The organism is Agrobacterium genomosp. 2 str. CFBP 5494 (assembly GCF_900013495.1).
Lineage (GTDB): Bacteria > Pseudomonadota > Alphaproteobacteria > Rhizobiales > Rhizobiaceae > Agrobacterium > Agrobacterium pusense.
On the sequence record NZ_LT009718.1, the window covers coordinates 1,490,970 to 1,513,879 of the forward strand.

Annotated in this window: 18 protein-coding genes; 8 read left to right on the forward strand and 10 right to left on the reverse strand. The window is 59.8% G+C overall.

Features of this window, described 5'->3' with window-relative positions; translation table 11 throughout:
• Positions 1–10: 10 nt before the first annotated feature.
• Positions 11–685 carry a phosphoribosylglycinamide formyltransferase gene (gene purN / locus AGR2A_RS07220; protein ID WP_072494273.1) on the reverse strand — a complete coding sequence of 225 codons (675 nt, stop codon included), beginning with the start codon at positions 683–685 and terminating at the stop codon, positions 11–13.
• A complete protein-coding gene (gene purM, locus AGR2A_RS07225; RefSeq protein ID WP_004441129.1) occupies positions 682–1,755 on the reverse strand; it encodes a phosphoribosylformylglycinamidine cyclo-ligase in 1,074 nt (357 codons plus the stop codon). The genes purN and purM overlap by 4 nt, the downstream gene beginning before the upstream one ends.
• Positions 1,756–2,039: 284 nt before the next feature.
• Here purM and AGR2A_RS07230 point away from each other — a divergent pair, with 284 nt between their 5' ends.
• The 4 genes from AGR2A_RS07230 (at position 2,040) to ppx (ending at position 7,748) form a co-directional block, all read left to right on the forward strand.
• Positions 2,040–3,197 (forward strand): AI-2E family transporter, encoded by a 1,158-nt coding sequence (locus AGR2A_RS07230; RefSeq protein ID WP_004441130.1) that lies wholly within the window; start codon positions 2,040–2,042, stop codon positions 3,195–3,197.
• Positions 3,198–3,199: 2 nt separating this feature from the next.
• Positions 3,200–3,928 (forward strand): DnaA regulatory inactivator HdaA, encoded by a 729-nt coding sequence (hdaA, locus tag AGR2A_RS07235; RefSeq protein WP_072494274.1) that lies wholly within the window; start codon positions 3,200–3,202, stop codon positions 3,926–3,928.
• Between the two features lie 101 nt (positions 3,929–4,029).
• Positions 4,030–6,228, forward strand: coding sequence for an RNA degradosome polyphosphate kinase (locus AGR2A_RS07240; RefSeq protein WP_034496238.1), 2,199 nt, complete (start codon positions 4,030–4,032; stop codon positions 6,226–6,228).
• Complete coding sequence (gene ppx / locus AGR2A_RS07245; RefSeq protein ID WP_060942538.1) at positions 6,225–7,748, forward strand: exopolyphosphatase; 1,524 nt, start codon at positions 6,225–6,227, stop codon at positions 7,746–7,748. Before AGR2A_RS07240 ends, ppx begins: the two co-directional genes overlap by 4 nt.
• Before the next feature lie 47 nt (positions 7,749–7,795).
• On the opposite strand, the gene AGR2A_RS07250 is transcribed toward ppx, so the two are convergent.
• The 7 genes from AGR2A_RS07250 to AGR2A_RS07280 form a co-directional block, all read right to left on the reverse strand.
• Positions 7,796–8,428: an acetyltransferase gene (locus AGR2A_RS07250; protein ID WP_072494275.1), complete on the reverse strand. Its 633-nt coding sequence runs from the start codon at positions 8,426–8,428 to the stop codon at positions 7,796–7,798.
• A gap of 176 nt (positions 8,429–8,604) precedes the next feature.
• On the reverse strand, positions 8,605–8,922 hold the full coding sequence (locus tag AGR2A_RS07255) for a hypothetical protein (protein ID WP_072494276.1): 318 nt from the start codon (positions 8,920–8,922) through the stop codon (positions 8,605–8,607).
• 163 nt (positions 8,923–9,085) lie between these two features.
• Positions 9,086–9,433, reverse strand: coding sequence for a YunG family protein (locus tag AGR2A_RS07260; protein WP_072494902.1), 348 nt, complete (start codon positions 9,431–9,433; stop codon positions 9,086–9,088).
• Between the two features lie 137 nt (positions 9,434–9,570).
• Entirely contained in the window at positions 9,571–10,929 is a 1,359-nt protein-coding gene (locus AGR2A_RS07265; RefSeq protein ID WP_004441143.1) for an esterase-like activity of phytase family protein, read from the reverse strand.
• Between the two features lie 143 nt (positions 10,930–11,072).
• Positions 11,073–12,101: an adenylate/guanylate cyclase domain-containing protein gene (locus AGR2A_RS07270; protein ID WP_004441145.1), complete on the reverse strand. Its 1,029-nt coding sequence runs from the start codon at positions 12,099–12,101 to the stop codon at positions 11,073–11,075.
• Between the two features lie 329 nt (positions 12,102–12,430).
• On the reverse strand, positions 12,431–13,591 hold the full coding sequence (gene rnd, locus AGR2A_RS07275; protein ID WP_037088987.1) for a ribonuclease D: 1,161 nt from the start codon (positions 13,589–13,591) through the stop codon (positions 12,431–12,433).
• An 82-nt stretch (positions 13,592–13,673) separates the two neighbouring features.
• On the reverse strand, positions 13,674–14,945 hold the full coding sequence (locus AGR2A_RS07280) for an MFS transporter (protein WP_072494277.1): 1,272 nt from the start codon (positions 14,943–14,945) through the stop codon (positions 13,674–13,676).
• A gap of 191 nt (positions 14,946–15,136) precedes the next feature.
• On the opposite strand from AGR2A_RS07280, the gene aspS reads away from it, so the two are divergent.
• The 3 genes from aspS (at position 15,137) to creD (ending at position 19,085) form a co-directional block, all read left to right on the forward strand.
• The gene (gene aspS, locus AGR2A_RS07285; RefSeq protein WP_072494278.1) at positions 15,137–16,924 is read left to right on the forward strand and encodes an aspartate--tRNA ligase; all 1,788 of its coding nucleotides are present in this window, start codon (positions 15,137–15,139) and stop codon (positions 16,922–16,924) included.
• 2 nt (positions 16,925–16,926) lie between these two features.
• Positions 16,927–17,403, forward strand: a complete 477-nt coding sequence (locus AGR2A_RS07290; RefSeq protein ID WP_072494279.1) for an FUSC family protein — start codon at positions 16,927–16,929, stop codon at positions 17,401–17,403.
• A 230-nt stretch (positions 17,404–17,633) separates the two neighbouring features.
• Positions 17,634–19,085, forward strand: coding sequence for a cell envelope integrity protein CreD (creD, locus tag AGR2A_RS07295; protein WP_072494903.1), 1,452 nt, complete (start codon positions 17,634–17,636; stop codon positions 19,083–19,085).
• Between the two features lie 150 nt (positions 19,086–19,235).
• Here the strand turns inward: creD and AGR2A_RS07300 are convergent, their stop codons facing one another.
• Entirely contained in the window at positions 19,236–20,426 is a 1,191-nt protein-coding gene (locus AGR2A_RS07300) for a hypothetical protein (RefSeq protein ID WP_004441154.1), read from the reverse strand.
• A gap of 229 nt (positions 20,427–20,655) precedes the next feature.
• Here AGR2A_RS07300 and parC point away from each other — a divergent pair, with 229 nt between their 5' ends.
• Positions 20,656–22,908, forward strand: a complete 2,253-nt coding sequence (parC, locus tag AGR2A_RS07305) for a DNA topoisomerase IV subunit A (protein ID WP_004441156.1) — start codon at positions 20,656–20,658, stop codon at positions 22,906–22,908.
• Positions 22,909–22,910 lie beyond the last annotated feature (2 nt).

The following is a 22,910-nucleotide window of genomic DNA, read 5'->3' on the forward strand; positions in this document are numbered from 1 at the left end:
AATAGCTACATCACGAGGCAGAAACAAGGATGGAATACTCTGCTTTACTTTCGCTCTTGTCGAAAACGGCTTTTCCGCCTTCCATCCGTACCTTGCCTTCGGCGAGTAATTTCAGCGCCAGTGGATAGAGCTGGTGCTCGACGGTGAGGATCCGCGCAGCCAGGGTATCGGCCGTGTCGTCGGAAAGAACCGGCACAGCCCCCTGCGCAATCGTCGGCCCCTCATCCATGCCTTCGGTGACGAAATGCACCGTGCAGCCGGAAATCTTCATGCCGCTGTCGATGGCACGCTGATGCGTATGCAAACCGGGGAAAAGCGGCAGCAGGGAAGGGTGGATATTGATGATGCGGCCTTCATAGGGGGCAATGAAATCCCCCGAGATCAGCCGCATATAGCCGGCGAGACAGACGATGTCAGGCGCAATCTCCCCAAGAGCGGCCAGAATGGCGCCCTCATGTTCCGTCTTGCTCGCATAGGTCCTGCGTTCGAAGACGAGGGTCGGAATGCCGAAACCCCGTGCCTTTTCCAGCCCGCCGGCAGTTGCCTTGTCCGAGATCACGCAGGCGATTTCCGCCGGAAAATCCGCCGTCTGGCAGGCCTTTACCAGCGACACCATGTTGGAGCCGCTGCCGGAGATGAAAACGACGACACGTTTGCGGCCGGACGACAGGGCGGCGGGCATCATAGGGCGAGGGCGCCCTTGTAGATGGTGCCATGCGCGCCTTCTTCACGGGCGACCATGCGGCCGAGCGGGAAGACGGTCTCGCCTTGGGCCGTCAGAACTTCGGTGACCTTTTCGGCATTTTCAGCCGAAACCACGACGATCATGCCGACGCCGCAATTGAAGGTGCGCAGCATTTCCTTTGCTTCGACACCACCGGTTTTCGCAAGCCAGGAGAAGACGGCAGGAACCTCTATCGCTTCGAGGTCGATCTCGGCGGCGAGATGTTTGGGCAGAACGCGCGGAATATTCTCCGGGAAACCGCCGCCGGTAATATGCGCCAGTGCCTTCAGCGCGCCGGTCTCGCGGATCGCCTTCAGGAGCGGCTTCACATAGATGCGGGTTGGAGTCAGCAGCGCTTCGCCCAGCTTCTTGCCATCGGCGAAGGGAGCAGGTGCATCCCAGTCGAGTCCGGAGATCGATACGATCTTGCGCACCAGCGAGAAGCCGTTGGAGTGGACGCCGGATGAGGACAGGCCAAGAATGACGTCGCCCTCGGAAATGTCGCCGGCGGGCAGAAGCTGGCCGCGTTCGGCCGCGCCCACGGCAAAGCCCGCGAGGTCGTAATCGCCATCTGAGTACATTCCCGGCATTTCAGCGGTTTCGCCGCCGATCAGCGCACAACCGGATTCGCGGCAGCCGGCGGCGATGCCGGAAACGATCGCAGCGCCCTGGTCGGGATCGAGCTTGCCGGTGGCAAAATAATCGAGGAAGAACAGCGGTTCTGCACCCTGAACCACGAGATCGTTGACGCACATGGCGACGAGATCGATACCGACGGTGTCGTGATAGTTTGCGTCGATGGCGATCTTCAGCTTGGTGCCGACGCCGTCATTGGCGGCCACCAGAACCGGGTCGGTGAAGCCAGCGGCTTTCAGATCGAACAGGCCGCCGAAGCCGCCGATTTCGCCGTCCGCGCCGGGACGTCGCGTGGAACGCACCGCCGGTTTGATCTTCTCGACCATCAGATTGCCGGCGTCGATATCCACCCCTGCGTCACTATAGGTAAGACCGTTCTTGCCCGACTGGCTCATGGCTCTCGTCTCCGCTGGTTCCTTTGGCGTCGCCATTCGCACGGGACGGGGCCTGATGCAAGGGTTTGAGTGGCAAAACCTCCGGTTTTTACCGGCTTTGACGTTCCGCGATGGCCGCTCTCGGCAGCATTTGCCGCAATGCGGCGAAGGTGGGACCGGATATTCTGCGTTGTCGGCTTTTTCAGCCCCCCTTATCCCTTTGCCGACGCAGTCTTGACCATGTGCCCACGCCCATCCTATCTCCATGATGCGGGATGACGATGCGGTGACAGAAGGATGAACGGATGCAACCCCATGTAAGCGGTACCAGCCTGCGCCGGCAGGTGTTTTTCTGGATCGGCGTGCTTGCCGTCTTTATCCTCTTCCTGATGGTCTTCAGCTCCATTCTCCTGCCTTTCGTGGCTGGCATGGCGCTTGCGTATTTTCTCGATCCGGTGGCCGACTGGCTGGAGAGGCGCGGCCTCAGCCGGCTGATGGCCACGGTCGTCATTCTCATCTCCTTCGTGCTGGTCTTCGCGCTGTCGCTCATCATCATCATTCCGCTCATTGCCGCCCAGGCCTCGGAATTCATCACGCGCATCCCGCAATATATCTCATCGCTGCAGCAGCTGATCGCCGGCGCGGATACCAATCTCCTGCCGGACTGGGTGAGCAGCCAGATCGATGCGGTAAAGGAGAACTTCTCGAAACTCCTCACCGAAGGTGCAGGTTTCATCGGCACATTGCTGACGCAGATATGGAATTCCGGCAAATCGCTGGTCGATGTCGTGTCGCTCCTGGTGGTCACCCCCGTCGTCGCCTTTTACCTGTTGCTTGACTGGGACCGGATGATCGACAAGGTCGACAGCTGGATACCGCGCGATTACGTGCACACGGTGCGCCAGATCGCCCGCGACATGGACAAGACCATTGCCGGTTTCGTGCGTGGGCAGGGCTCGCTCTGCCTCATTCTCGGGGTTTATTACGCCGTCGGCCTGTCGCTGGTCGGGCTTAATTTCGGCCTTTTGATCGGCCTTTTTTCGGGCCTCATCAGCTTCATTCCCTATATCGGCTCCATGGTCGGCCTGATCCTGGCGGTTGGCGTCGCCATCGTGCAGTTCTGGCCGGATTATCTCTATGTCGTACTGACCCTGGTCGTGTTCTTTTCCGGCCAGTTCATCGAAGGCAACATCCTGCAGCCGAAACTTGTCGGCAGCAGCGTCGGCCTGCATCCTGTCTGGCTGATGTTTGCCCTCTTCGCTTTCGGCGCGCTTTTCGGCTTCGTCGGGCTTCTCGTCGCGGTGCCGGCTGCGGCGGCGGTCGGCGTGCTTGTCCGCTTCGCCTTGTCACGGTATCTTGAAAGCGATCTTTACCACGGGCACGCCGCCAACCTTCCCTGGGAAGCCAACCTCACCCTGGAAGAAAGGGAAACGTCCTCCGGCAAGGTTGACTCTCAGAGCTGACAATGACTGACCCAATCAAAACCGACAACGCCCGGTCGAAGGCCGAGCAGCTGCCGCTCGCATTTTCGCATCCGTCCGCCTCCGGCCGGGACGATCTCCTCGTGTCGGCTTCGCTGGAGGCCGCCGTCAGCCTCGTTGACGCATGGCCGCACTGGCCCTCGCCGGTGGTCGTGCTGGCAGGGCCGCCCGGTTCCGGAAAATCGCACCTTGCCAATATCTGGAAAAATATCAGCGAGGCCCGCGAGATTCATCCGCAAGCGGGCGCGGATGCCGCGCGCGCGGCCGAAAGGGGGGCGGTGCTGTTCGAGGACGCTGATCGGCGTGGTTTTGACGATACCGAACTCTTCCATGTCATCAACAGCGTACGCCAGAATGGCACAACGCTTCTGATGACCAGCCGGCAATGGCCGTCGGCCTGGCCGGTCGCGCTGCCGGATCTGCGCTCGCGCCTCAAGGCCGTGACGGTGGTGGAAACGGGTGAACCGGACGAGGCGCTGCTGGCGCAGGTGCTGGTGAAGCTCTTCGCTGACCGGCAGCTTTACATGGATGACAAACTCATAGGCTACATCGTCAACAGAATGGAACGTTCGCTCGATACGGCGCAGACGATCGTAGAGCGGATCGACAGGCTGGCGCTTTCGCGCGGAACGAGGATCACCCGCCCACTGGTCGCGGAAGTCCTCAACGCGATGGACAATGCCGAGAGACATAACGGACCGGACGACGATTGACTGTCACAGTTCCGTCGTCAAACTGTTATACGGGCAAGAAGGACGATCGCGGGATGCAGCAGGATCACGGATTGGAAATTGGTCAGGGGATGGAACAGGGCATGGACGCTGTCGCGCAGGAAGATTTCAATAAGGTTCAGCCGCAGACCGAGGGCGAGAACCTCTGGGATAGCCCCGCGCGTTTCATCAACCGCGAGTTCTCCTGGCTCCAGTTCAACCGCCGTGTCCTTGAGGAAACGCTGAACACCGATCACCCGCTGCTGGAGCGGCTGCGTTTCCTGTCCATCTCGGCGGCCAATCTCGATGAGTTCTTCATGGTTCGCGTCGCCGGCCTCGAAGGCCAGGTGCGCCAGAAGATCACCGTCAGGACCCCGGACGGCAAGACCCCGGCAGAACAGCTCGAAGATATTCTGAAGGAAATCGACAACCTGCAGATGGAGCAGCAGGCCTCGCTTGCCGTTCTGCAGCAATATCTTGCCAAGGAAGAAATCTACATCGTACGCCCGGCTGCGCTTTCGGATGAGGATCGCAACTGGCTGGAGACCGAGTTTGAGGAACGCATGTTCCCGGTGCTGACGCCGCTCTCCATCGATCCGGCGCACCCGTTCCCCTTCATTCCCAATCTCGGCTTTTCCATGGGGCTGCAGCTGGACAGCGTCAACGGCCGCGAGCCGATGACGGCGCTTTTGCGCCTGCCGCCGGCGCTCGACCGCTTCGTGCGGCTGCCGGATGAGAAGAACGCCATCCGCTACATCACGCTCGAGGATGTGGTCGGTCTGTTCATTCACCGGCTCTATCCCGGCTATACCGTTCGCGGTTCCGGCACGTTCCGCATCATCCGCGATAGCGATATCGAGGTGGAGGAAGAGGCCGAAGATCTGGTGCGCTTCTTTGAAAGCGCGCTGAAACGCCGCCGCCGCGGTTCCGTCATCCGCATCGAGACCGACAGTGAAATGCCGCAGTCGCTGAGGCAGTTCGTGGTGCACGAACTCGGTGTGCCGGATAATCGCGTCGCGGTTCTGCCCGGTCTTCTCGCGCTCAACACGATCTCGGAAATCGTGCGTGCCCCGCGCGACGACCTGAAATTCGAGCCCTACAATGCCCGTTTCCCGGAGCGCGTTCGTGAACATGCCGGCGATTGCCTCGCTGCTATCCGCGAAAAGGACATGGTGGTTCACCATCCCTATGAAAGCTTCGACGTGGTGGTGCAGTTCCTCCTGCAGGCTGCGCGCGATCCCGAAGTACTCGCCATCAAGCAGACGCTTTACCGGACCTCCAACGACAGCCCGATCGTTCGCGCGCTGATCGACGCCGCGGAAGCAGGTAAATCCGTCACCGCGCTGGTCGAGCTCAAAGCGCGTTTCGACGAGGAAGCAAATATCCGCTGGGCGCGCGATCTGGAGCGCGCCGGCGTGCAGGTCGTGTTCGGCTTCATCGAACTCAAGACCCACGCCAAGATGTCGATGGTGGTGCGCCGCGAGGATGGCAAGCTCAGGACCTACTGCCACCTTGGCACGGGCAACTATCACCCGATCACGGCGAAGATCTATACCGACCTGTCCTTCTTCACCTGCAACCCGAAGATCGCCCACGACATGGCGAATATCTTCAACTTCATCACGGGTTACGGCGAACCGGAGGAGGGCATGAAGCTGGCCGTCTCGCCCTATACGCTACGCGCGCGCATCCTCAAGCATATTCACGAGGAAATCGAGCACGCCAAGCGCGGCGCGCCGGCGGCGATCTGGATGAAGATGAATTCGCTTGTCGATCCAGAGATTATCGATGCGCTCTACCATGCCAGCGCCGCCGGTGTTGAGGTGGACCTCGTCGTGCGCGGCATCTGCTGCCTGCGCCCGCAGGTGCCCGGCCTGTCGGACAATATCCGCGTCAAATCCATCGTCGGCCGCTTCCTGGAGCACAGCCGCATCTTCTGCTTCGGCAATGGTTTCGGCCTGCCGTCGGACAAGGCGCTGGTCTATATCGGCTCCGCCGACATGATGCCGCGCAATCTTGACCGCCGCGTGGAAACGCTGGTGCCGCTGACCAATCCCACCGTGCATGAGCAGGTTCTTTCACAGATTATGCTGGGCAATCTCATTGACAACCAGCAGAGCTACGAGATACTTGCGGACGGAACGTCGAGGCGCATCGAGGTGCGTAAAGGCGAAGAACCGTTCAACGCGCAGCACTATTTCATGACCAATCCCAGCCTTTCCGGACGTGGTGAAGCCCTGAAATCCAGTGCGCCCAAATTGATTGCCGGGTTGATTTCGTCCCGCAAGAAACAGGCTGAATGACTCGATCAGAAGCACAGGGGCGGCTGACCGGCCTTGCCCCCGTTTCCGTCATAGATATTGGCTCGAACTCCGTTCGTCTTGTCGTATATGAAGGTCTTTCCCGCGCGCCTGCGGTGCTGTTCAACGAAAAGGTGCTTTGCGGGCTTGGCAAAGGTTTGGCGCTGACGGGGCGCATGCATGAGGAAGGTGTGAGCCGCGCGCTCCTGGCGCTCAGGCGTTTTCACGCCCTCTCCGAGCAGGCGCAGGCGCAGCAGCTTTATGTGCTGGCCACGGCCGCGGCCCGAGAAGCGGAAAATGGTCCCGATTTCATTCATGAGGCCGAAGCCATCCTCGGCTGCGAGATCGAGGTTCTGTCGGGTGAGAAGGAAGCGCTTTATTCGGCCTATGGCGTGATCAGCGGTTTCCATGATCCTGATGGCATCGCCGGCGACCTCGGTGGCGGCTCGCTGGAACTGATCGACATCAAGGGCAAGAGCTGCGGCGAAGGCATCACCCTGCCGCTTGGCGGTCTGCGGCTTTCGGAGCAATCGGACGGCTCGCTGGAAAAAGCGGCGACCATTGCCAGAAAGCACGTCAAATCCTTCGCCAAACTTCTGGCGGCGGGTGAGGGGCGCACCTTTTACGCCGTCGGCGGCACCTGGCGAAATATCGCCAAGTTGCATATGGAGATATCCGGTTATCCCCTGCACATGATGCAGGGCTATGAATTGCCGCTGGAGGAAATGCTGAATTTCCTCGAGGAGGTCATCGTCTCCCGGGATAGCAAGGATCCCGCCTGGCAGGCGGTCTCCAAGAACCGCCGCTCGCTCCTGCCATTCGGTGCCATCGCCATGCGCGAAGTTCTGAAGATGATGAAGCCGGCCAGGATCGCTTTTTCCGCACAGGGCGTACGCGAGGGTTACCTTTATTCGCTGCTGACGGAGGCGGAGCGCGAATCCGATCCGCTGCTGGTTGCCGCCGACGAACTTGCCATTCTGCGCGCCCGTTCTCCGGAGCATGCGCGAGAACTGGCGGACTGGAGCGGTCGCACCTTCCCGGTTTTCGGCATTGACGAGACGGAAGAGGAAAGCCGCTATCGGCAGGCCGCCTGCCTGCTGGCCGACATCAGCTGGCGTGCGCATCCCGATTACCGCGGTCTGCAGGCGCTCAATATCATCGCCCACTCGTCCTTCGTGGCGATCACCCATCCCGGGCGCGCCTATATTGCACTTGCCAATTATTACCGCTTTGAAGGCCTGAACGACAACGGCACCACCGAGCCGCTTGCCGCCATGGCGGGGGAGCGTCTGCAGGAACTCGCCAAACTGCTGGGCGGCCTGCTGCGCGTCGTATATCTTTTTTCAGCCTCCATGCCGGGTGTCGTGGATCACCTGAAATTCCGCAAGACAGATAATCCGGATCTCGATCTGGAATTTGTGGTGCCGCATGATTATTGCGATTTTGCCGGCGAGCGGCTGGACGGACGTTTGCAGCAACTGGCGAAGCTGACGGGCAAGCGGCTGGCCTTCGTGTTCGAATAAGGAGCGGCGGAGTTTCTGTTCACGACAGAAACGACATTGGCCCCGTGCTAGGACCAGCGCTCGCAGAACGCTTCGATATCGTTTGACTGAAAGTCGCCAAGCCGCGCCATGATCGTCTCGAAGGGCCAGTCCCACCAGGCAATAGCGGTAAGCTTCTGCGCAATCGATCGTGAAAAGCGCTCGCGAATGATTTTTGCGGGTACGCCGCCGACGATGGTATAGGGCGGCACGTCCCTGGTCACCACGGCGCCGGCGGCCAGCACCGCGCCGTGTCCCACCTTGACGCCCGGCAGGACGATGACCCCGTGCGCGATCCAGACATCGTGACCGATAACGGCGCGATCCTGCTTCCGCTGCGCGAAAAAGGCATCGTCGCGCACTGCATCGACCGAGTAATATTCCGGGCAGTAGCTGAAACGGTGCATGGATGGCCGGTCCATCGGATGGTTGGGAGCGCCTATCCTGACCTCCGCCGCGATGGCGCAGAACTTCCCGATGATCGCATCCCCCACCATGCAGCGGGGACCAAGATAAGAGTAGTCTCCGAGCTCAACATTATGCAGCGAGGTATCGGCCAAAATCTCGCAGCATCTGCCGATGCTCGAGTCTCTTGCGCTGGCTGTTGCATGAATGACGGTCTCTGCGAGCTTAGGGCGCTTGATCTGTGCGGTCGAATCCATTGCAGTCTCCCGATTCTGCGCCTGCTTAACCGGGCATGATGAAGGCCCTATGACGTGAGACGGCGGAGCAGTCCGTCCGTGACCGGCATACCCTCTCAAGTTCAGACCACGTCTCTGCTTCGTGTGACATTCTCTCCTTACAGATCGGCGTCACCTGCCGGCGACATTCGGGCGCATTATCGTTTCCAATAGTGCTCCGTTATGTTTTGAGCATTCCGAATGATGTGACCGGCGATTTCTGGGTCGCCGCCCTCAAAGGTCTGCGGGTCGGCCCCGCATAACAACAAAAAGAGCTGTTGATGCGCGACCGCGGCAAAATAATCCCGGGGTGGTGGCTGCATGTCTGACCCGGTCGCCTCGAATGCTTCGGCGACTTCTTTGCTGGCGCGCTCAACCGCTGCATGAACACTCGCCATCATCGCCGCTTCGTTGCGTTCCAATATATCCTGAACCTGCCGTTCTGCCGGTGTCAGAACCGGACAACTCTCGCTCATTAAATGTCTCTCCTGTCGGTACAGCCATTTCGCCAAGCAATATTATCGCGTGGATTGTGTCCGCTTTGCGGGAAACATAAATCTTGGTCTTGAAGTGTAGCGCGCCGGTTGACCTCCATGCCGTGCGGATCGACAGCAATGGGCTGTCCTTTTTGCAAGCCGTTCAGCCGTGGCCGAGTGCCTTTCGAATGCAGGCGCTGAGATAGGCATATTGCAGCGGCGTTATCGTCGCCATGACTTCGGTCCGATTGGCGGGATGATCCTGATAACCCACCGGCAGATCAAATTGGGTGAAGGTGAAATCCCAGCGGACGCCATCAATGATATTGTAGAAGTGTTGCGCGCCGCTGACAGCGGTTTTCGCAAGTTCGCCGCCGAAAATGTCCTGAACCACCAGGGCAGTGACGCTTCCTTGCCCCCTGGCTGGATTTTCGCGCGACCAGAGGCCGCTGGTCTCGCCCGACCAGCTTCTCTTCAGGGCGTAGTACAGTCTTTCGGCATGGTCCTGCATGAAACGTCTTCTTTTCCGCAAGCATGTTTCTGTCGCGGCCGGAAAATCGGAAAGGAGCGCCGCGCAGACGTTCGTGTCTGCCAGCGCTCCGTCCGGATCATTGGTGACCGTCAATGCAAATGACGGCAGCCGTGGCCTCACTTCGCCTCGAGCAGGTCCTTGACCTCAAGCAGAACGAATTCGTTGTCATCAGCCTTGTCCAGCGCCCGCCCGGCAGAGAAAGGCAGGTTGTTGTCATTGCCGACGATGATATGAGTGGCATCGACGCGGTCGACATTCTCGATGGTGACGAAAGGCATGTCGTAGAAACCGTTGCCGCCGCCCTGGCGCTTCTTGTTATCAGGGTCGGAGATCTTCATCAGGTCGATATAGCCGATCTTGCGGGCGGCCTTGCCGACATTGGCGTCGTTGAATTCGATCTTGTAGATGCGCTTGACCTTGGCTGGGCGGGCGAAGCAGTCCGCAGTGGGAGCCTTCGGGTCGGCGCAGGCCTTGTCGGCCGTGCCGGCGCCGTTGTCGCGTTCGATGACGAGGGCAGTGGTCTCGTCCAGCATGTTGAAGTCACCGATCGCCTCGCCGCCTTCCGCCAGCGGATAAAGCCAGCTGCGACCGGTCCACTCTTTCCTGGCGGTGTCCAGTTCGATGATGCGCAGCGCGGTCGCGCCGTCTTCGGTCTTTTCTACCTGCCCGTCCGCCATATAGAGCGGTCCTTCGAGAAGGCCGTAGAGCTTTGAGCCGTCCTTGGAGAGCGCCATGCCTTCATAACCGCCGGAGCGTTTCAGGTTGAAAGCGGGCATTTTCTGAGTCGGGTTGCCAGGCAGTGCGAGAGCCGGATGGTCGGGAGACTTCACCTCGATATCGCCGGCCTTGGTGGAGATCACATCGGTCAGCTTGCCGTCGCGGGTGAATTTCAGGATGTAAGGACCGAATTCCTCACCCACCCAGAAACCGTCGGCAACAGGCTGAATGGATTCGACATCGAAATCGGCGCCCGTCAGGTAGCGCTTTTCCGTGCCTTCCAGAACGATGGGGAAGGGCGATTTCATGTCAGGGTCGGAGAGAAACACGGTTTCAAGCGCATTGACCTTGCCGGCTTCCCAGTCGAACTTCAGATGGTGAAGCATCAGCATGGCGTCGCTCGAATTGAGCTTGGAGCCGAAACCGTTGTCGGAAAGGCTCCAGAAGCTGCCGTCCGGCATGGCCTTGATGCCGGAAAAGCCCTGCATGGGCTGGCCGTTGAACGGCATGGAAAGGCCCGTCAGGCGCACGCCGTCCTTGCCGGGCACGGTGCCGAGGCCTTCGGCGCGCTTGCGGTCGGCTGTGGTGAACTTGGCGGAGGTCTTGAGATGTGCCGGCGCATCGGCAGGCGCGGCGATGATGGTGTTGGCCGGCAGAATGGCATGTGAAACCAGCTTTGCCGGAAACTCCTTTTCCGCTGCCTGCGATGCGGAAGCGAGCGCGAGAACCGCGCAAGAGGCGAAAAGAACGTGCTTCATGTTGAGACCCCTGTCAGTACCTGTTGAAGACAGGATTGACGCGATAGGGGCAGCACATGACAGAGAGGTGATTGCCGTTTGAAGCTTTGATGAATTTTGATGACGGCGGCCGCTGGCGAAGGTGACGGCGACGTTGCTTCGCCCTAAGCGGCGGGGGCCTGATACTGGCTGAGCGTGCAGACACCGAGCGTCTGACCACGGCCCTTGACCGCGTGCTCGCCGAGATACTCGCTGCGCACGCCCTTGGGAAGCACCAGCTGATGGGCGAGGTCGGCGGAAATCAGCACGGGGTGGCCAAGCATCTTGCTCAGCGATTCGAGTCTGGAGGTCGTGTTCACCGTATCGCCGAAATAGGTGATCTTGTGATGGTCGACGCCGATTTCCGCAGTGATGACAGGTCCGCCATGGATGGCGAAGCGCAGGCGCGGCACTTCACCGAAGCGGGAAAGCCACATGTCGCGCTTTTCCTCGATGGTCGCCTGAATATCGAAAACGCAGCGCACGCAGGCCGCGCGCCTTATCGCCCTATGGTATGGCCAGGTGATGATCGCGGCGTCGCCGATGTAATCGTCGATGACGCCGCCGTGTTTCCTGACCGGTGCGGCATAGCTCGCGAAGATTTCGCCGAGAAACTCCTGTGCCTTCAGGTCGCCATGGGTTTCGGCGAAGGAGGTGGAGCCGACAAGGTCGATGAAGATGAAGACGCGGTCTTCGCTCACCGGTCGGCGATAGCGCCCGAGAATGAGGTCGATGAAGATATCGCGGCCAAGAAGTTCACGCACGCGCATGATGAAGACGATGATGCCGCAGACGATGAGCGTGAAGACCAGCGTCTGTACTTCGGCATGAACGGCGCGTTTCCAGGTGCCGGGAAAGATGCCGCTCAGCCACAGGATCGTGCCGCCCAGCCCGAACCCGCAGAAGACGAGAACGGCATAGATGACAAGACCGACGGCAATGTAAACCGGTGTCGGCAGGGCGCTGACCTGCCGCGACAGGCCGGGCATGATGTAACCGCGCTCGAAGGCGAGGATTGGCGCGCAGGCAAACAGCGCATAGGTCGCGCCGATGAGCGCGCCACCGCCATATTCCAGGAAGGCGTAGGCCACGCCGCTGCCGGCCACGGCAACGAAGAGCACCACGTAATCCAGAATGGGCAGCAATTTTCTCATGTCGATTCTTGATCTCGGGAAGGGCAGGCCCGTCGCTCCTTGCGGGCAAAGCTTCTGTTCAGGTCATATGCGACATTAATGTGGAAAAAGCGCTGGAAAAAGTGAGCAATCGGTAAGGTTGCATAAAGGATCGGAAAGCCTGTTGCCCGGTTGCCGCAACGGGCGGGGCCCGCACCCCGCCTAAGTTGATATCGTATAGTCGATGGCTTCACCGATTTTGTCGCCCGACGCGCTGTCGGGCGATTCGGGTGTTCGGCCAGCGCCATTCAGATGCAGCGCTAGCGAATGAGGCGATACGCGGTATGAGAAGGTCGCGGAAAGAGCGAGGGTTACGACTCGTTCGCCGCAACCTCTACAGCTTCGACCTTCTTGCCGGCAAAACGCAGGGCGACCTCACCATTGATGAGCTTCAGCGCCACATTGCCGAAAAGCTCCCGCCGCCAACCGGTCAGTGCCGCCACCGTTGCCTTTTCGCCCTCGGCGGCGATCTTGTCCAGATCGTCGCTATTGGCGATGACCTTGGCGGCGACGCCGTGCTTGTCCGCCGTCAGCTTCAGCAGAACCTTCAACAGTTCCACGGCAGCGCCCGAACCTTCCGGCGCGTGGCTGTGACGCGGTGCCTTCGGCATTTCTTCTTTCGGCAGCGCCAGCGCCGCATTCACCGTCTCGACGATGGCGTTGCCGGACGCGGAGCGTTCCCAGCCCTTGGGAATGGTGCGAAGCCGCGACAGCGCCTCGGCATCCTTCGGCTGCTGCTGGGCGATTTCGAAGATCGCATCGTCTTTCAGCACGCGCGAACGCGGCACATTGCGGGAGCGCGCCTCACGCTCGCGCCAGGCGGCGATGAATTTGAGGATGGCAAGCTCGGTCGGCTTGCGCAGGCGCGATTTCAGCCGCAGCCAGGCATCGTCGGGATGCATGTCATAGGTGTCGCGAGACTCGAGAATATCCATCTCTTCGGTCAGCCACAGCGAGCGGCCTTCACGCTCGAGCTGGGCTTTCAGCGAGAGATAGACATCCCGCAGATGGGTCACGTCGGCCAGCGCGTAATCCAGCTGCTTTTCGGTCAGCGGGCGGCGGCTCCAGTCGGTGAAACGCGAGGATTTGTCGATCTGCACGTTTTTGATCTTCTGAACCAGCTGGTCGTAGGAGATCGAATCGCCGAAACCGCAGACCATGGCGGCGACCTGCGTGTCGAAGATCGGATGCGGAATAAGCCCGCCGAGATGGTAGATGATTTCGATGTCCTGTCGCGCCGCGTGGAAAACCTTCACGACGTCGGGATTGGCCATCAACTCGAAAAGCGGCGTAAGATCGAGGCCCTTCGCCAGCGGATCGACCAGCACCTCGAGAGTCGGGCTTGCCATCTGCACGAGGCAGAGTTCCGGCCAGAAGGTGGTTTCCCGCAAAAATTCGGTGTCGATGGTGATGAATTCCGATTTCGCCAGTTCCGTGCAGGCCTCGGCGAGGGCGGCAGTCGTTTCAATCATTGCAAATGGCCACTCGTGAAAATTATCCGTCTTACTTTCCCTTTGCCGGGCGCATGTCAATACAAAGCCCGTTTTTGAAGGCCTAAGGATCGTTTTTCTCCGGCGGATTGGGCTCCGACCCATTCTTTTTAGGTGGTGCGGGTGCGGCGAGCTTCTGGAAATAGGCCGAGGTGCGCAACAGCGAACTGAAACGCCAGTTCCTCTCCTCAAGCGGAACGCCCTCGCGCACCTGCAGCCGATATATGGTGTAGGCGATGAAAACGATCTGGATCGCGGCGGTATAGCTGAACAGCGCCTTCGGACCGAACTGATCGATCAGGACGGAGGCGAGAAGCGGCCCCACGGTTGCGCCCACCGACCAGAAGAACAGCAGTCCGGCTGACATCATCGCATGTTCGCCTTCCTTGGCGTGGTCGTTGCCATGCGCCGAACTCAGCGAATAAAGCGGCAGGGCGAAGGCGCCGAAGATGAAGACGCCGATGATATTGCTCCATTCATCAGTACCGGCGAAGAAAGCGAGAAACAGCCCGACGATGACAGAGGCCGCCGTGGTGGCGAGAATGATGATGCGCCGGTCGTAACGGTCGGAATAAACGCCAAGCGGATATTGCAGCACCACACCGCCAATAATGCCCGCACTCATGAATGTGGCGATGGCGGTAACGGAAAAGCCGATCTGTTCGGCATAGATCGGGCCAATGTTGCGGAAGGCCGCCATGCTGAGGCCGACTGCCACGCAACCGACGACAGCAAGCGGGGAGATTCGCCAGACGGCGAAAAGGTTGAAGGGAATCTGCTTCGGCGGGGCAGGGTTGGATTTGTCGGCAAGCGAGATCGGCACCAGAGACAGCACCAGCGCTATCGCGATCAGCGAAAACACCACCGGGCCTTCGACACCCATCACGGCAATGACATATTGCGCCAGCGTCACGGAGCCGAGATCAACGAAACGATAGATGGAAAGCGTGCGCGCGCGATTGGAATTCGTCACCTGGGCATTGATCCAGCTTTCGATGGCCGCAAAAAGACAGGCGACGGCAATGCCGATGACGAAACGCATCAGCATCCAGAATAGCGGGTGGATGATGAGCGGCATGGCGATGGAAGCGGCCGAGGCGACCGCTGCCATGGTGGCAAATGTTCTGATATGACCGATCTTTCGCAGAAGCCGCGTCACTGAAACGCAGCCGAGTGCGAATCCGATGCTGTAGGCGGCGCTGATGACGCCGATGGTGCTGGCGGAAAAACCTTCGGAGATGCCACGCAGGGCAATATAGGTTCCCTGCAGGCCGTTGCCGCCGATCAGGATGCCGGCGGTGACGAGAAGCGGGATGAGGGGTCTGATCTGGCTCATTGCGGGCCGACTCGGTTTGGCGGGCTGAATATGCACTATCTAAAGCCAAGGCGGGGGAAAGGACAGGCTGAAGGCGACATTGTTGCGCTTTGCCTTGACAAATCGGGCTGGCCATGCGCTTTTCCGGCAAATTTCGACAGTGCCGCCCATCTGGCCTCCAACGGGCCCACGACACGTTCCAGGATAAAAAAATGCATCGTTACCGCAGCCACACCTGTGCCGCTCTCCGCAAGTCCGACGTCGGCGAAACCGTTCGCCTTTCCGGTTGGGTTCATCGCGTGCGAGATCATGGCGGCGTTCTCTTCATCGACCTTCGCGACCATTACGGCATCACCCAGGTGGTTGCCGATCCTGACAGCCCGGCTTTCAAGGTTGCGGAAACCGTGCGCGGCGAATGGGTCATCCGCATCGACGGCCTCGTCAAGGCGCGTTCGGAAGACACCGTCAACAAGGGCATGGCGACCGGCGAGATCGAACTTTATGCTCAGGAGATCGAGGTTCTCGGCGTCGCCAAGGAACTGCCGCTGCCGGTCTTCGGCGAGCCTGACTATCCGGAAGATGTCCGTCTGAAGTACCGCTTCCTCGACCTGCGCCGCGAAACGCTGCACAACAACATTGTCAAGCGCACGCAGATCATCTCCGCCATGCGCACCGGCATGGCCGATGCCGGCTTTGCCGAATATACGACGCCGATCCTCACGGCCTCCTCGCCGGAAGGTGCACGCGACTTCCTCGTGCCGTCGCGTATTCATGAGGGCAAGTTCTTCGCGCTGCCGCAGGCGCCGCAGCAGTACAAGCAGCTTCTGATGGTGGCGGGTTTCGACCGTTACTTCCAGATCGCGCCGTGCTTCCGCGATGAAGACCCGCGCGCCGACCGCCTGCCGGGCGAATTCTACCAGCTCGACGTCGAAATGAGCTTCGTGACCCAGGAAGATGTCTGGACCACGATGGAGCCGATGATGACTGCTGTCTTCGAAAAGTTTGCCGAAGGCAAGCCTGTCACCAAAGAGTGGCCGCGCATTCCCTATGATGAAGCGATCCGCAAATACGGCTCCGACAAGCCGGACCTGCGCAACCCGATCGTCATGCAGGCCGTGACCGAGCATTTCGATGGTTCGGGCTTCAAGGTCTTCGCGAACATGATCGCCTCCAACCCGAAGGTTCAGGTCTGGGCAATTCCGGCCAAGACCGGCGGTTCGCGCGCATTCTGCGACCGCATGAACGCCTGGGCGCAGTCTCAGGGTCAGCCCGGCCTTGGTTACATCTTCTGGAAGGAAGAGGACGGCAAGGTCGGCGGTTCCGGCCCGCTTGCCAAGAACATTGGCGAGGAACGCACCGAGGCGCTGCGCCAGCAGCTCGGCCTTGAGGCAGGTGATGCCTGCTTCTTCGTCGCCGGTGATCCCGCCAAGTTCTACAAGTTTGCCGGTGAGGCGCGCACCCGCGCCGCCGACGAGCTGAACCTGATCGATCGCGACCGCTTCGAAATGTGCTGGATCGTCGACTTCCCCTTCTTCGAATACAACGAAGAAGAAAAGAAGATCGATTTCGCCCACAACCCCTTCTCCATGCCGCAGGGTGGTCTGGAAGCGCTGGAAGGGCAGGACCCGCTCTCCATCAAGGCCTTCCAGTATGACGCCGTTTGCAACGGCTTCGAAATCGCCTCCGGTTCGATCCGTAACCAGTCGCCCGAGTTGATGGTCAAGGCTTTCGAAAAGGTTGGCCTGTCGCAGACCGACGTTGAAGAGCGCTTCGGCGGTCTCTACCGCGCCTTCCAGTATGGCGCGCCTCCGCATGGCGGTTGCGCTTTCGGTATCGACCGTGTGGTCATGCTGCTGGTCGGTGCGAAGAACCTGCGCGAAATCACGCTGTTCCCGATGAACCAGCAGGCGCAGGACCTCCTGATGAACGCGCCGTCGCCGGCAACGCCGACGCAGCTTCGCGAACTGGCGCTGCGCGTCGTTCCGTCGAAGAAAGACTGATCGTGTTGAAGACGCTGCTCGACCGTGTTCGCGCAGCCTTCACCCGTGCATTGGCGGCCGCACTTGCGGCCGCTTTTGCGTTCTGGGTCGCGCATGGCTGGCTAGGCCATCCGCAACCCGTCTTCGCGGCGATCAGCGCGCTCATCTGTCTGGCGCCGGGAATTCCAAGCCATGTTCGTCAGGGCCTCGGCTTGATGGTGGGCGTCACCGTCGGCATTCTCGTCGGGGAAATAGCCCTCCTGGTCCCGCATGATTTCGCCGAAATCAGGCTGGCCTCGGCGACCTTCATCGCAATGATCCTCGCCTCCATGTTCGGCCTGCCGCCAGTCGTACCGATACAGGCTGGTGCTTCCGCCATGCTCGTGCTCCTCATGGGGCCGCAGGTTGCCGGCCTTGTCCGCTTCATCGACGTGATCGTGGGTGTCGCGACCGGGGTCACCGTAGCGCTGGTCTTCTTTCGCGAGCGGCTGAAACTCTAGCCGTCACCACTGGTGGATGAGGAATTTTCCGTCTTTTTCTCGCGAACGCGGCAAAGACACAATTTTACCGCGAGTCGAACCCACTTCCGCACATAATCAGCCGAAATCCGATCCCAGTATAGCCCTGCGTCCACCAGGGGGATGCAAGTCTAACGCAGATTTTAAACTTGGGGCGGCGCCGACCGAACGTTGAATCCGGTTCGCGCGATAATATTGGTAAGGATTTCAGAATGGTTCATCAAACGGAAAAAGACCCTGCCATCGCGGCCGGGCATATGCATCCGGCCACGCACCGCACTCATTTCGCGGCCGGGCTGCGCTCGCCGGGCGCGAAATTTGTCATGATCGGCTTCATTTCGATGGTCTTGCTGGTGCCGCTCCTGCTGGTCTGGGCATTGACGGAAGAACGCGCCTCGCGTGCACAAGAGGTATCCGGACGGATCGCCCATGGATGGGGTGGCGATCAGGTGGTGAATGGACCTTATCTTGCCGTGCCCTTCGATGTGGAACGCCGCCGCGAGGTCAATGGCCAAAGCGTCGTTGATCGTGTGACGGAATGGGTGCTTGTCATGCCGGAAACACTAAAGGTCACGGCTGATCTCAAGACCGAGGAAAAGCAGCTGTCGATCTATAGCTTGCCCGTTTATAAAGGCGATCTCGCGCTTGCCGGTCGCTTTGGTTCCGGCATCCTGACGGATCTCGCCCGTTTTGCTGGCACGCCCCGTCTCGATAACGCCGTCCTGGTTCTCAATATCGCTGACATGACAGGCATCCGGTCCAGCGCAGGGGTCCGGATAGACGGCGGGCCCGTTCTGCCATTTGATCCCGGCATGCGGGACATGTCCGCAACGGCAACGCATGACGACCCGCAGGCGCGAATGATGTCCGATGCCGGAGTGCATAGGCAGATTGACAGAAGCCTCATTGAAACCGGCTTTGCCTTCGATATCGCCTTTTCGCTGAACGGGTCGGGCAGTTTCGCCGTCGCGCCGGCAGGTCAGACGACGAGTTTTGCCGCAAAAGCCAATTGGCCACATCCGGGTTTCGAAGGCCTGTTTTTGCCGGAGGAAAAAACGATCACCGCCACGGAGTTCAATGCCAGTTGGACCATTCCGTATCTCGCACGGGGCTTGGATCGGGTTGTTGAAGGCCCGCGATTGCCGCTCTCCAACAGTCTGATGACAATCAATCTCGTAGAGCCAGTGAAATTTTACCAGATCATCGCGCGGACACTGAAATATTCGATCGGGTTCATCTCTCTCGTTTTCCTTGCCGTCTTTATCGTCGAACTCAAGGGCGGCACCATCGTGCACTGGCTACAATATGTGCTGACAGGGCTGGCGCTGATCGTTTTTTATGTACTTCTCCTGGCGCTTTCGGAGCACACGGGATTCACCATTGCTTATGTCGCCGCCGCACTTTCAACAGCGGTCCTGATCTCCTTTTATCTCGGCAGCGCAACCCGTAGCCGAAGGAACGGCATTGCCCTGTTCGGCGTGCTCTCACTCGCCTACAGCGTCATGTATCTGGTGCTGAATGAAGATGAATATGCGCTGTTGGCCGGCGCGGTAATCTCGTTCATCGCCATAGCCGCCACAATGTTTGCGACGCGCCGCGTTGACTGGTCGGGAGCGGGCACTGCAGGTGAGGGCAGGATAATCGCACAGGGCGAAACGGCCTGAGCGCCACTGCCGCCCCCAAAAGCGGGACGCAAGCTGCGACCCGCTTTTGGCGTTGATCGTGAGATAAGTTATCGGGAGCTGACGACATTCCCGGATGTTAATTGAGCACAAAAGGAAAGCCCCGGTGCAATGGACCGGGGCTCTTTCGTCTTATTCGTTTGCCGTCACCGTGACGCCGAGCATTTTCGGCAAGGTGTTCGGCGCGCCCATGGCAGCGCCCATGATCATGGGGAAAGGGACCGGCTTTTCCGGCGCTGCCGTGATCGAGAAGTTCTTCGGATCGTCGATATAGGTGTTGATCGCCGCCGACACCATGTTCTGCAATTCGGGAACGTTGAGCGAGGCCATCATGATCGGCGCCATGCCCTTGATGGTCTGTGCAAGCTGGTCGCCCGTCATACCCTGCTGGCTTGCTGCATAGTCAATCGCGCGCTTGGTGATGCTGGCGTCTTCGAAGCTGATCTCGGCGTTGACGAAGGAGAGTTGCTGCATCAGGCCGAGCATGGCAAGGCTCGCGGCCTGGTCTGCCTGTTCCTTGTTCGGGTTGGCGGCCTGCGCCTTCACCGTTTCCTGCATCGACTTGATGAAGGCGAGCGTGTAGCCGGAGAAACCGAACGACATGTTCAGGCGGCCGACATCATCGAGGTCGATCGCGTATTCCTCGACATCGACAGTCCCGGAAGCCACTTCCCAGCTGCCGCTCATGGTCATGTCGCCGGAAAGCGCCTGCAGCTTCAGTTTTTCGATTGCGTCCTTGGTGGCGGGGTCGGTGACGTCGCTGAGGTCGGCCTTGAAGCCGGAGGCGTCGAGGTCAAAGCCGATCGAGTTCTTGTCGTCGCTGACCGACATCGTCGCACTGGTTTCCTCGAGCGAGAAAGCCTGCTTGCCGTCGACGGACACGGAAATCGGGCCGCTATGGGCTTCGTCGTAGAACATCAGCGCATCGACGGTGCCGGTGGTGGCATCAGCGGGGATGACAAGGCCGGACATGTAGATGTCGCTGGCCTTGATCTCGACCTTGTCCTGCTTGTAGTCGATATTGTCGAAGCGGGCGTTCTTGATCTTGTAGCCGCCGTTGTTTTCCTCGACGCCATCAAGCGTGATATTGCCAACCGGGATTTTCTTGGCCGGGTCGGCAGCGGCGCTGAGGGTCACGTCGTTCAGCGTCACCGTCGAGCCGTTGACGGCGACGGAGCCTGCATCAATTTGACCGCCCTGCGCGGCATAGGCCGCATTGATCTTCTTCAGCACATCCCCACCATCCAGCGCGAAAGCCGGCGCGGAAAGGGCAAGAAGCGCGGCGCTCGCAAAAAGAACCTGCCGGGTGGATTTCAGTCTCATGATGTTTCTTCCCTCAACGTACGGCTGCAAACCGAGCCTTAATGCTAATGGTGATACTTATATTCGCTGATAATCAAAGGTCTAGGGTATTTAGATCGATTCCCATGACGGCGGCATTGCGGCATTTGCAGCGCGGTTAACAAAAAACCGCATGGAAGGGATGGTTTCATCCACAGCCGCGACCCCTGTGTTTCTTGCCGGGAATCGCCATTTCCGCTAGTCAAGCACCATGGGAAAAAATCTTGTACCTCCGTCCGGCGGAGACGATAATATTCATCCGGTCGATTTGAAGGCAGCGCTCGAAGAGCGCTACCTCGCTTACGCCTTGTCCACGATCATGCATCGTGCGCTTCCGGATGTCCGCGATGGCCTGAAGCCGGTCCATCGCCGCATTGTCTATGCGATGAGCGAAATGGGCCTGAGACCCAATTCCGCCTTCCGCAAATGCGCGAAGATCGTCGGTGAGGTGATGGGTAACTACCATCCCCACGGCGACCAGGCGATCTATGATGCGCTGGCGCGTCTGGCGCAGGATTTCTCGCTGCGTTATCCGCTGGTCGACGGGCAGGGCAACTTCGGTAACATCGACGGCGACAGCCCCGCCGCAATGCGTTATACCGAAAGCAAGATGACGGCGGTGGCCGAGCTTCTGCTGGAAGGTATCGGTGAGGACGCGGTCGATTTCCGCGACACTTACGACGAGTCCAATTCCGAGCCGGTCGTTCTGCCCGGTGCGTTTCCGAACCTGCTGGCGAATGGCGCTTCCGGTATCGCTGTCGGCATGGCGACGTCGATCCCGCCGCACAATGCGCATGAACTGTGTGACGCAGCGCTTTACCTCATCAAGCATCCCGATGCGACCGTTGAAAAGCTGGTGGAATTCATTCCCGGTCCCGACCTGCCGACCGGCGGCGTGATCGTTGAAAGCCGCGAGAATATTCTCGACGCCTACAAGACCGGCCGCGGCGGTTTCCGCGTGCGCGCCAAATGGGAAACGGAAGACCTCGGCCGTGGCGGTTATCAGATCGTCATTACCGAAATTCCGTTCCAGGTGCAGAAATCGCGGCTGATCGAGAAAATCGCCGAGCTGCTGATTGCCCGCAAGCTGCCGCTTCTCGAAGATGTCAGGGACGAATCCGCCGAGGATGTGCGTATCGTTTTGGTTCCGAAGAGCCGCACCGTCGATGCGACGCTGTTGATGGAATCGCTCTTCCGTCTCTCCGATCTGGAAAGCCGCCTGCCGCTCAACATGAACGTGCTGTCGCTCGGCAAGGTGCCAAAGGTGATGGCGCTGAACGAGGTGCTGACGGAGTGGCTGGCGCACCGCAAGGACGTGCTGGTCCGCCGCTCCCGCCATCGCCTTGCCGCCATTGACCGCAGACTGGAAATTCTGGGCGGCCTGCTCGTCGCTTATCTTAATCTTGATGAGGTGATCCGCATCATCCGCGAGGAGGATGAGCCGAAACAGGTGATGATGGCGAAATGGTCGCTGACGGACCTGCAGGCCGAATCCATCCTCAACATGCGGCTGCGCAACCTGCGCAAGCTCGAGGAATTCGAAATCCGCAAGGAATTCGACGAACTGACGAATGAGAAGGCCGAGATCGAAGCGCTGATCGCCTCTGATGACAAACAGTGGCAGACCATCGCCTGGGAAATCGGCGAGGTCAAAAAGAAATATGCCAAGGCGACCGAACTCGGCCGCCGTCGCACGCAGTTTGCCGACGCTCCTGACGCCGATATCGAGGCCATTCAGCAGGCGATGATCGAGAAGGAACCGGTCACCATCGTTATCTCGCAGAAGGGCTGGATCCGGGCGCTGAAGGGTCACATGTCCGACACCTCGACCCTGACCTTCAAGGAAGGCGACGGTCCAAAGCTTGCCTTCCCGGCGCAGACGACCGACAAGCTGCTGCTGCTGACGACAGGCGGTAAGGCCTATACGCTCGGCGCCGACAAGCTGCCGGGCGGACGCGGCCATGGCGAGCCGATCCGCATCATGGTCGATATGGAAAACGATCAGGATGTCCTCACCGCCTTCGTGCATGATCCGTCGCGCAAGCTGCTGCTCGTTTCGACGGCCGGGAACGGCTTCGTCGTGGCGGAAAGCGAAATGGTCGCGAATACCCGCAAGGGCAAGCAGATCATGAACGTATCCATGCCCGATGAGGCCAAGCTCGCGGTTCCCGTTACCGGCGACCACGTCGCTGTCGTCGGCGAAAACCGCAAGCTCCTGGCGTTCCCGCTGGCGCAGGTCCCGGAAATGTCGCGCGGCAAGGGCGTGCGTCTGCAGCGTTACAAGGACGGCGGCGTCGTGGATGTGAAATGTTTCGCGCTTGCCGACGGCCTCAGCTGGTCCGACACGGCCGGGCGTCTCTTCAACAAGGTGGGTGAAGAACTGCGCGAATGGCTTGCCGACCGCGCCACCGCCGGCCGCACCGTGCCGAAGGGCTTTCCGCGCAGCGGGAAATTTGGTGGGTAAGA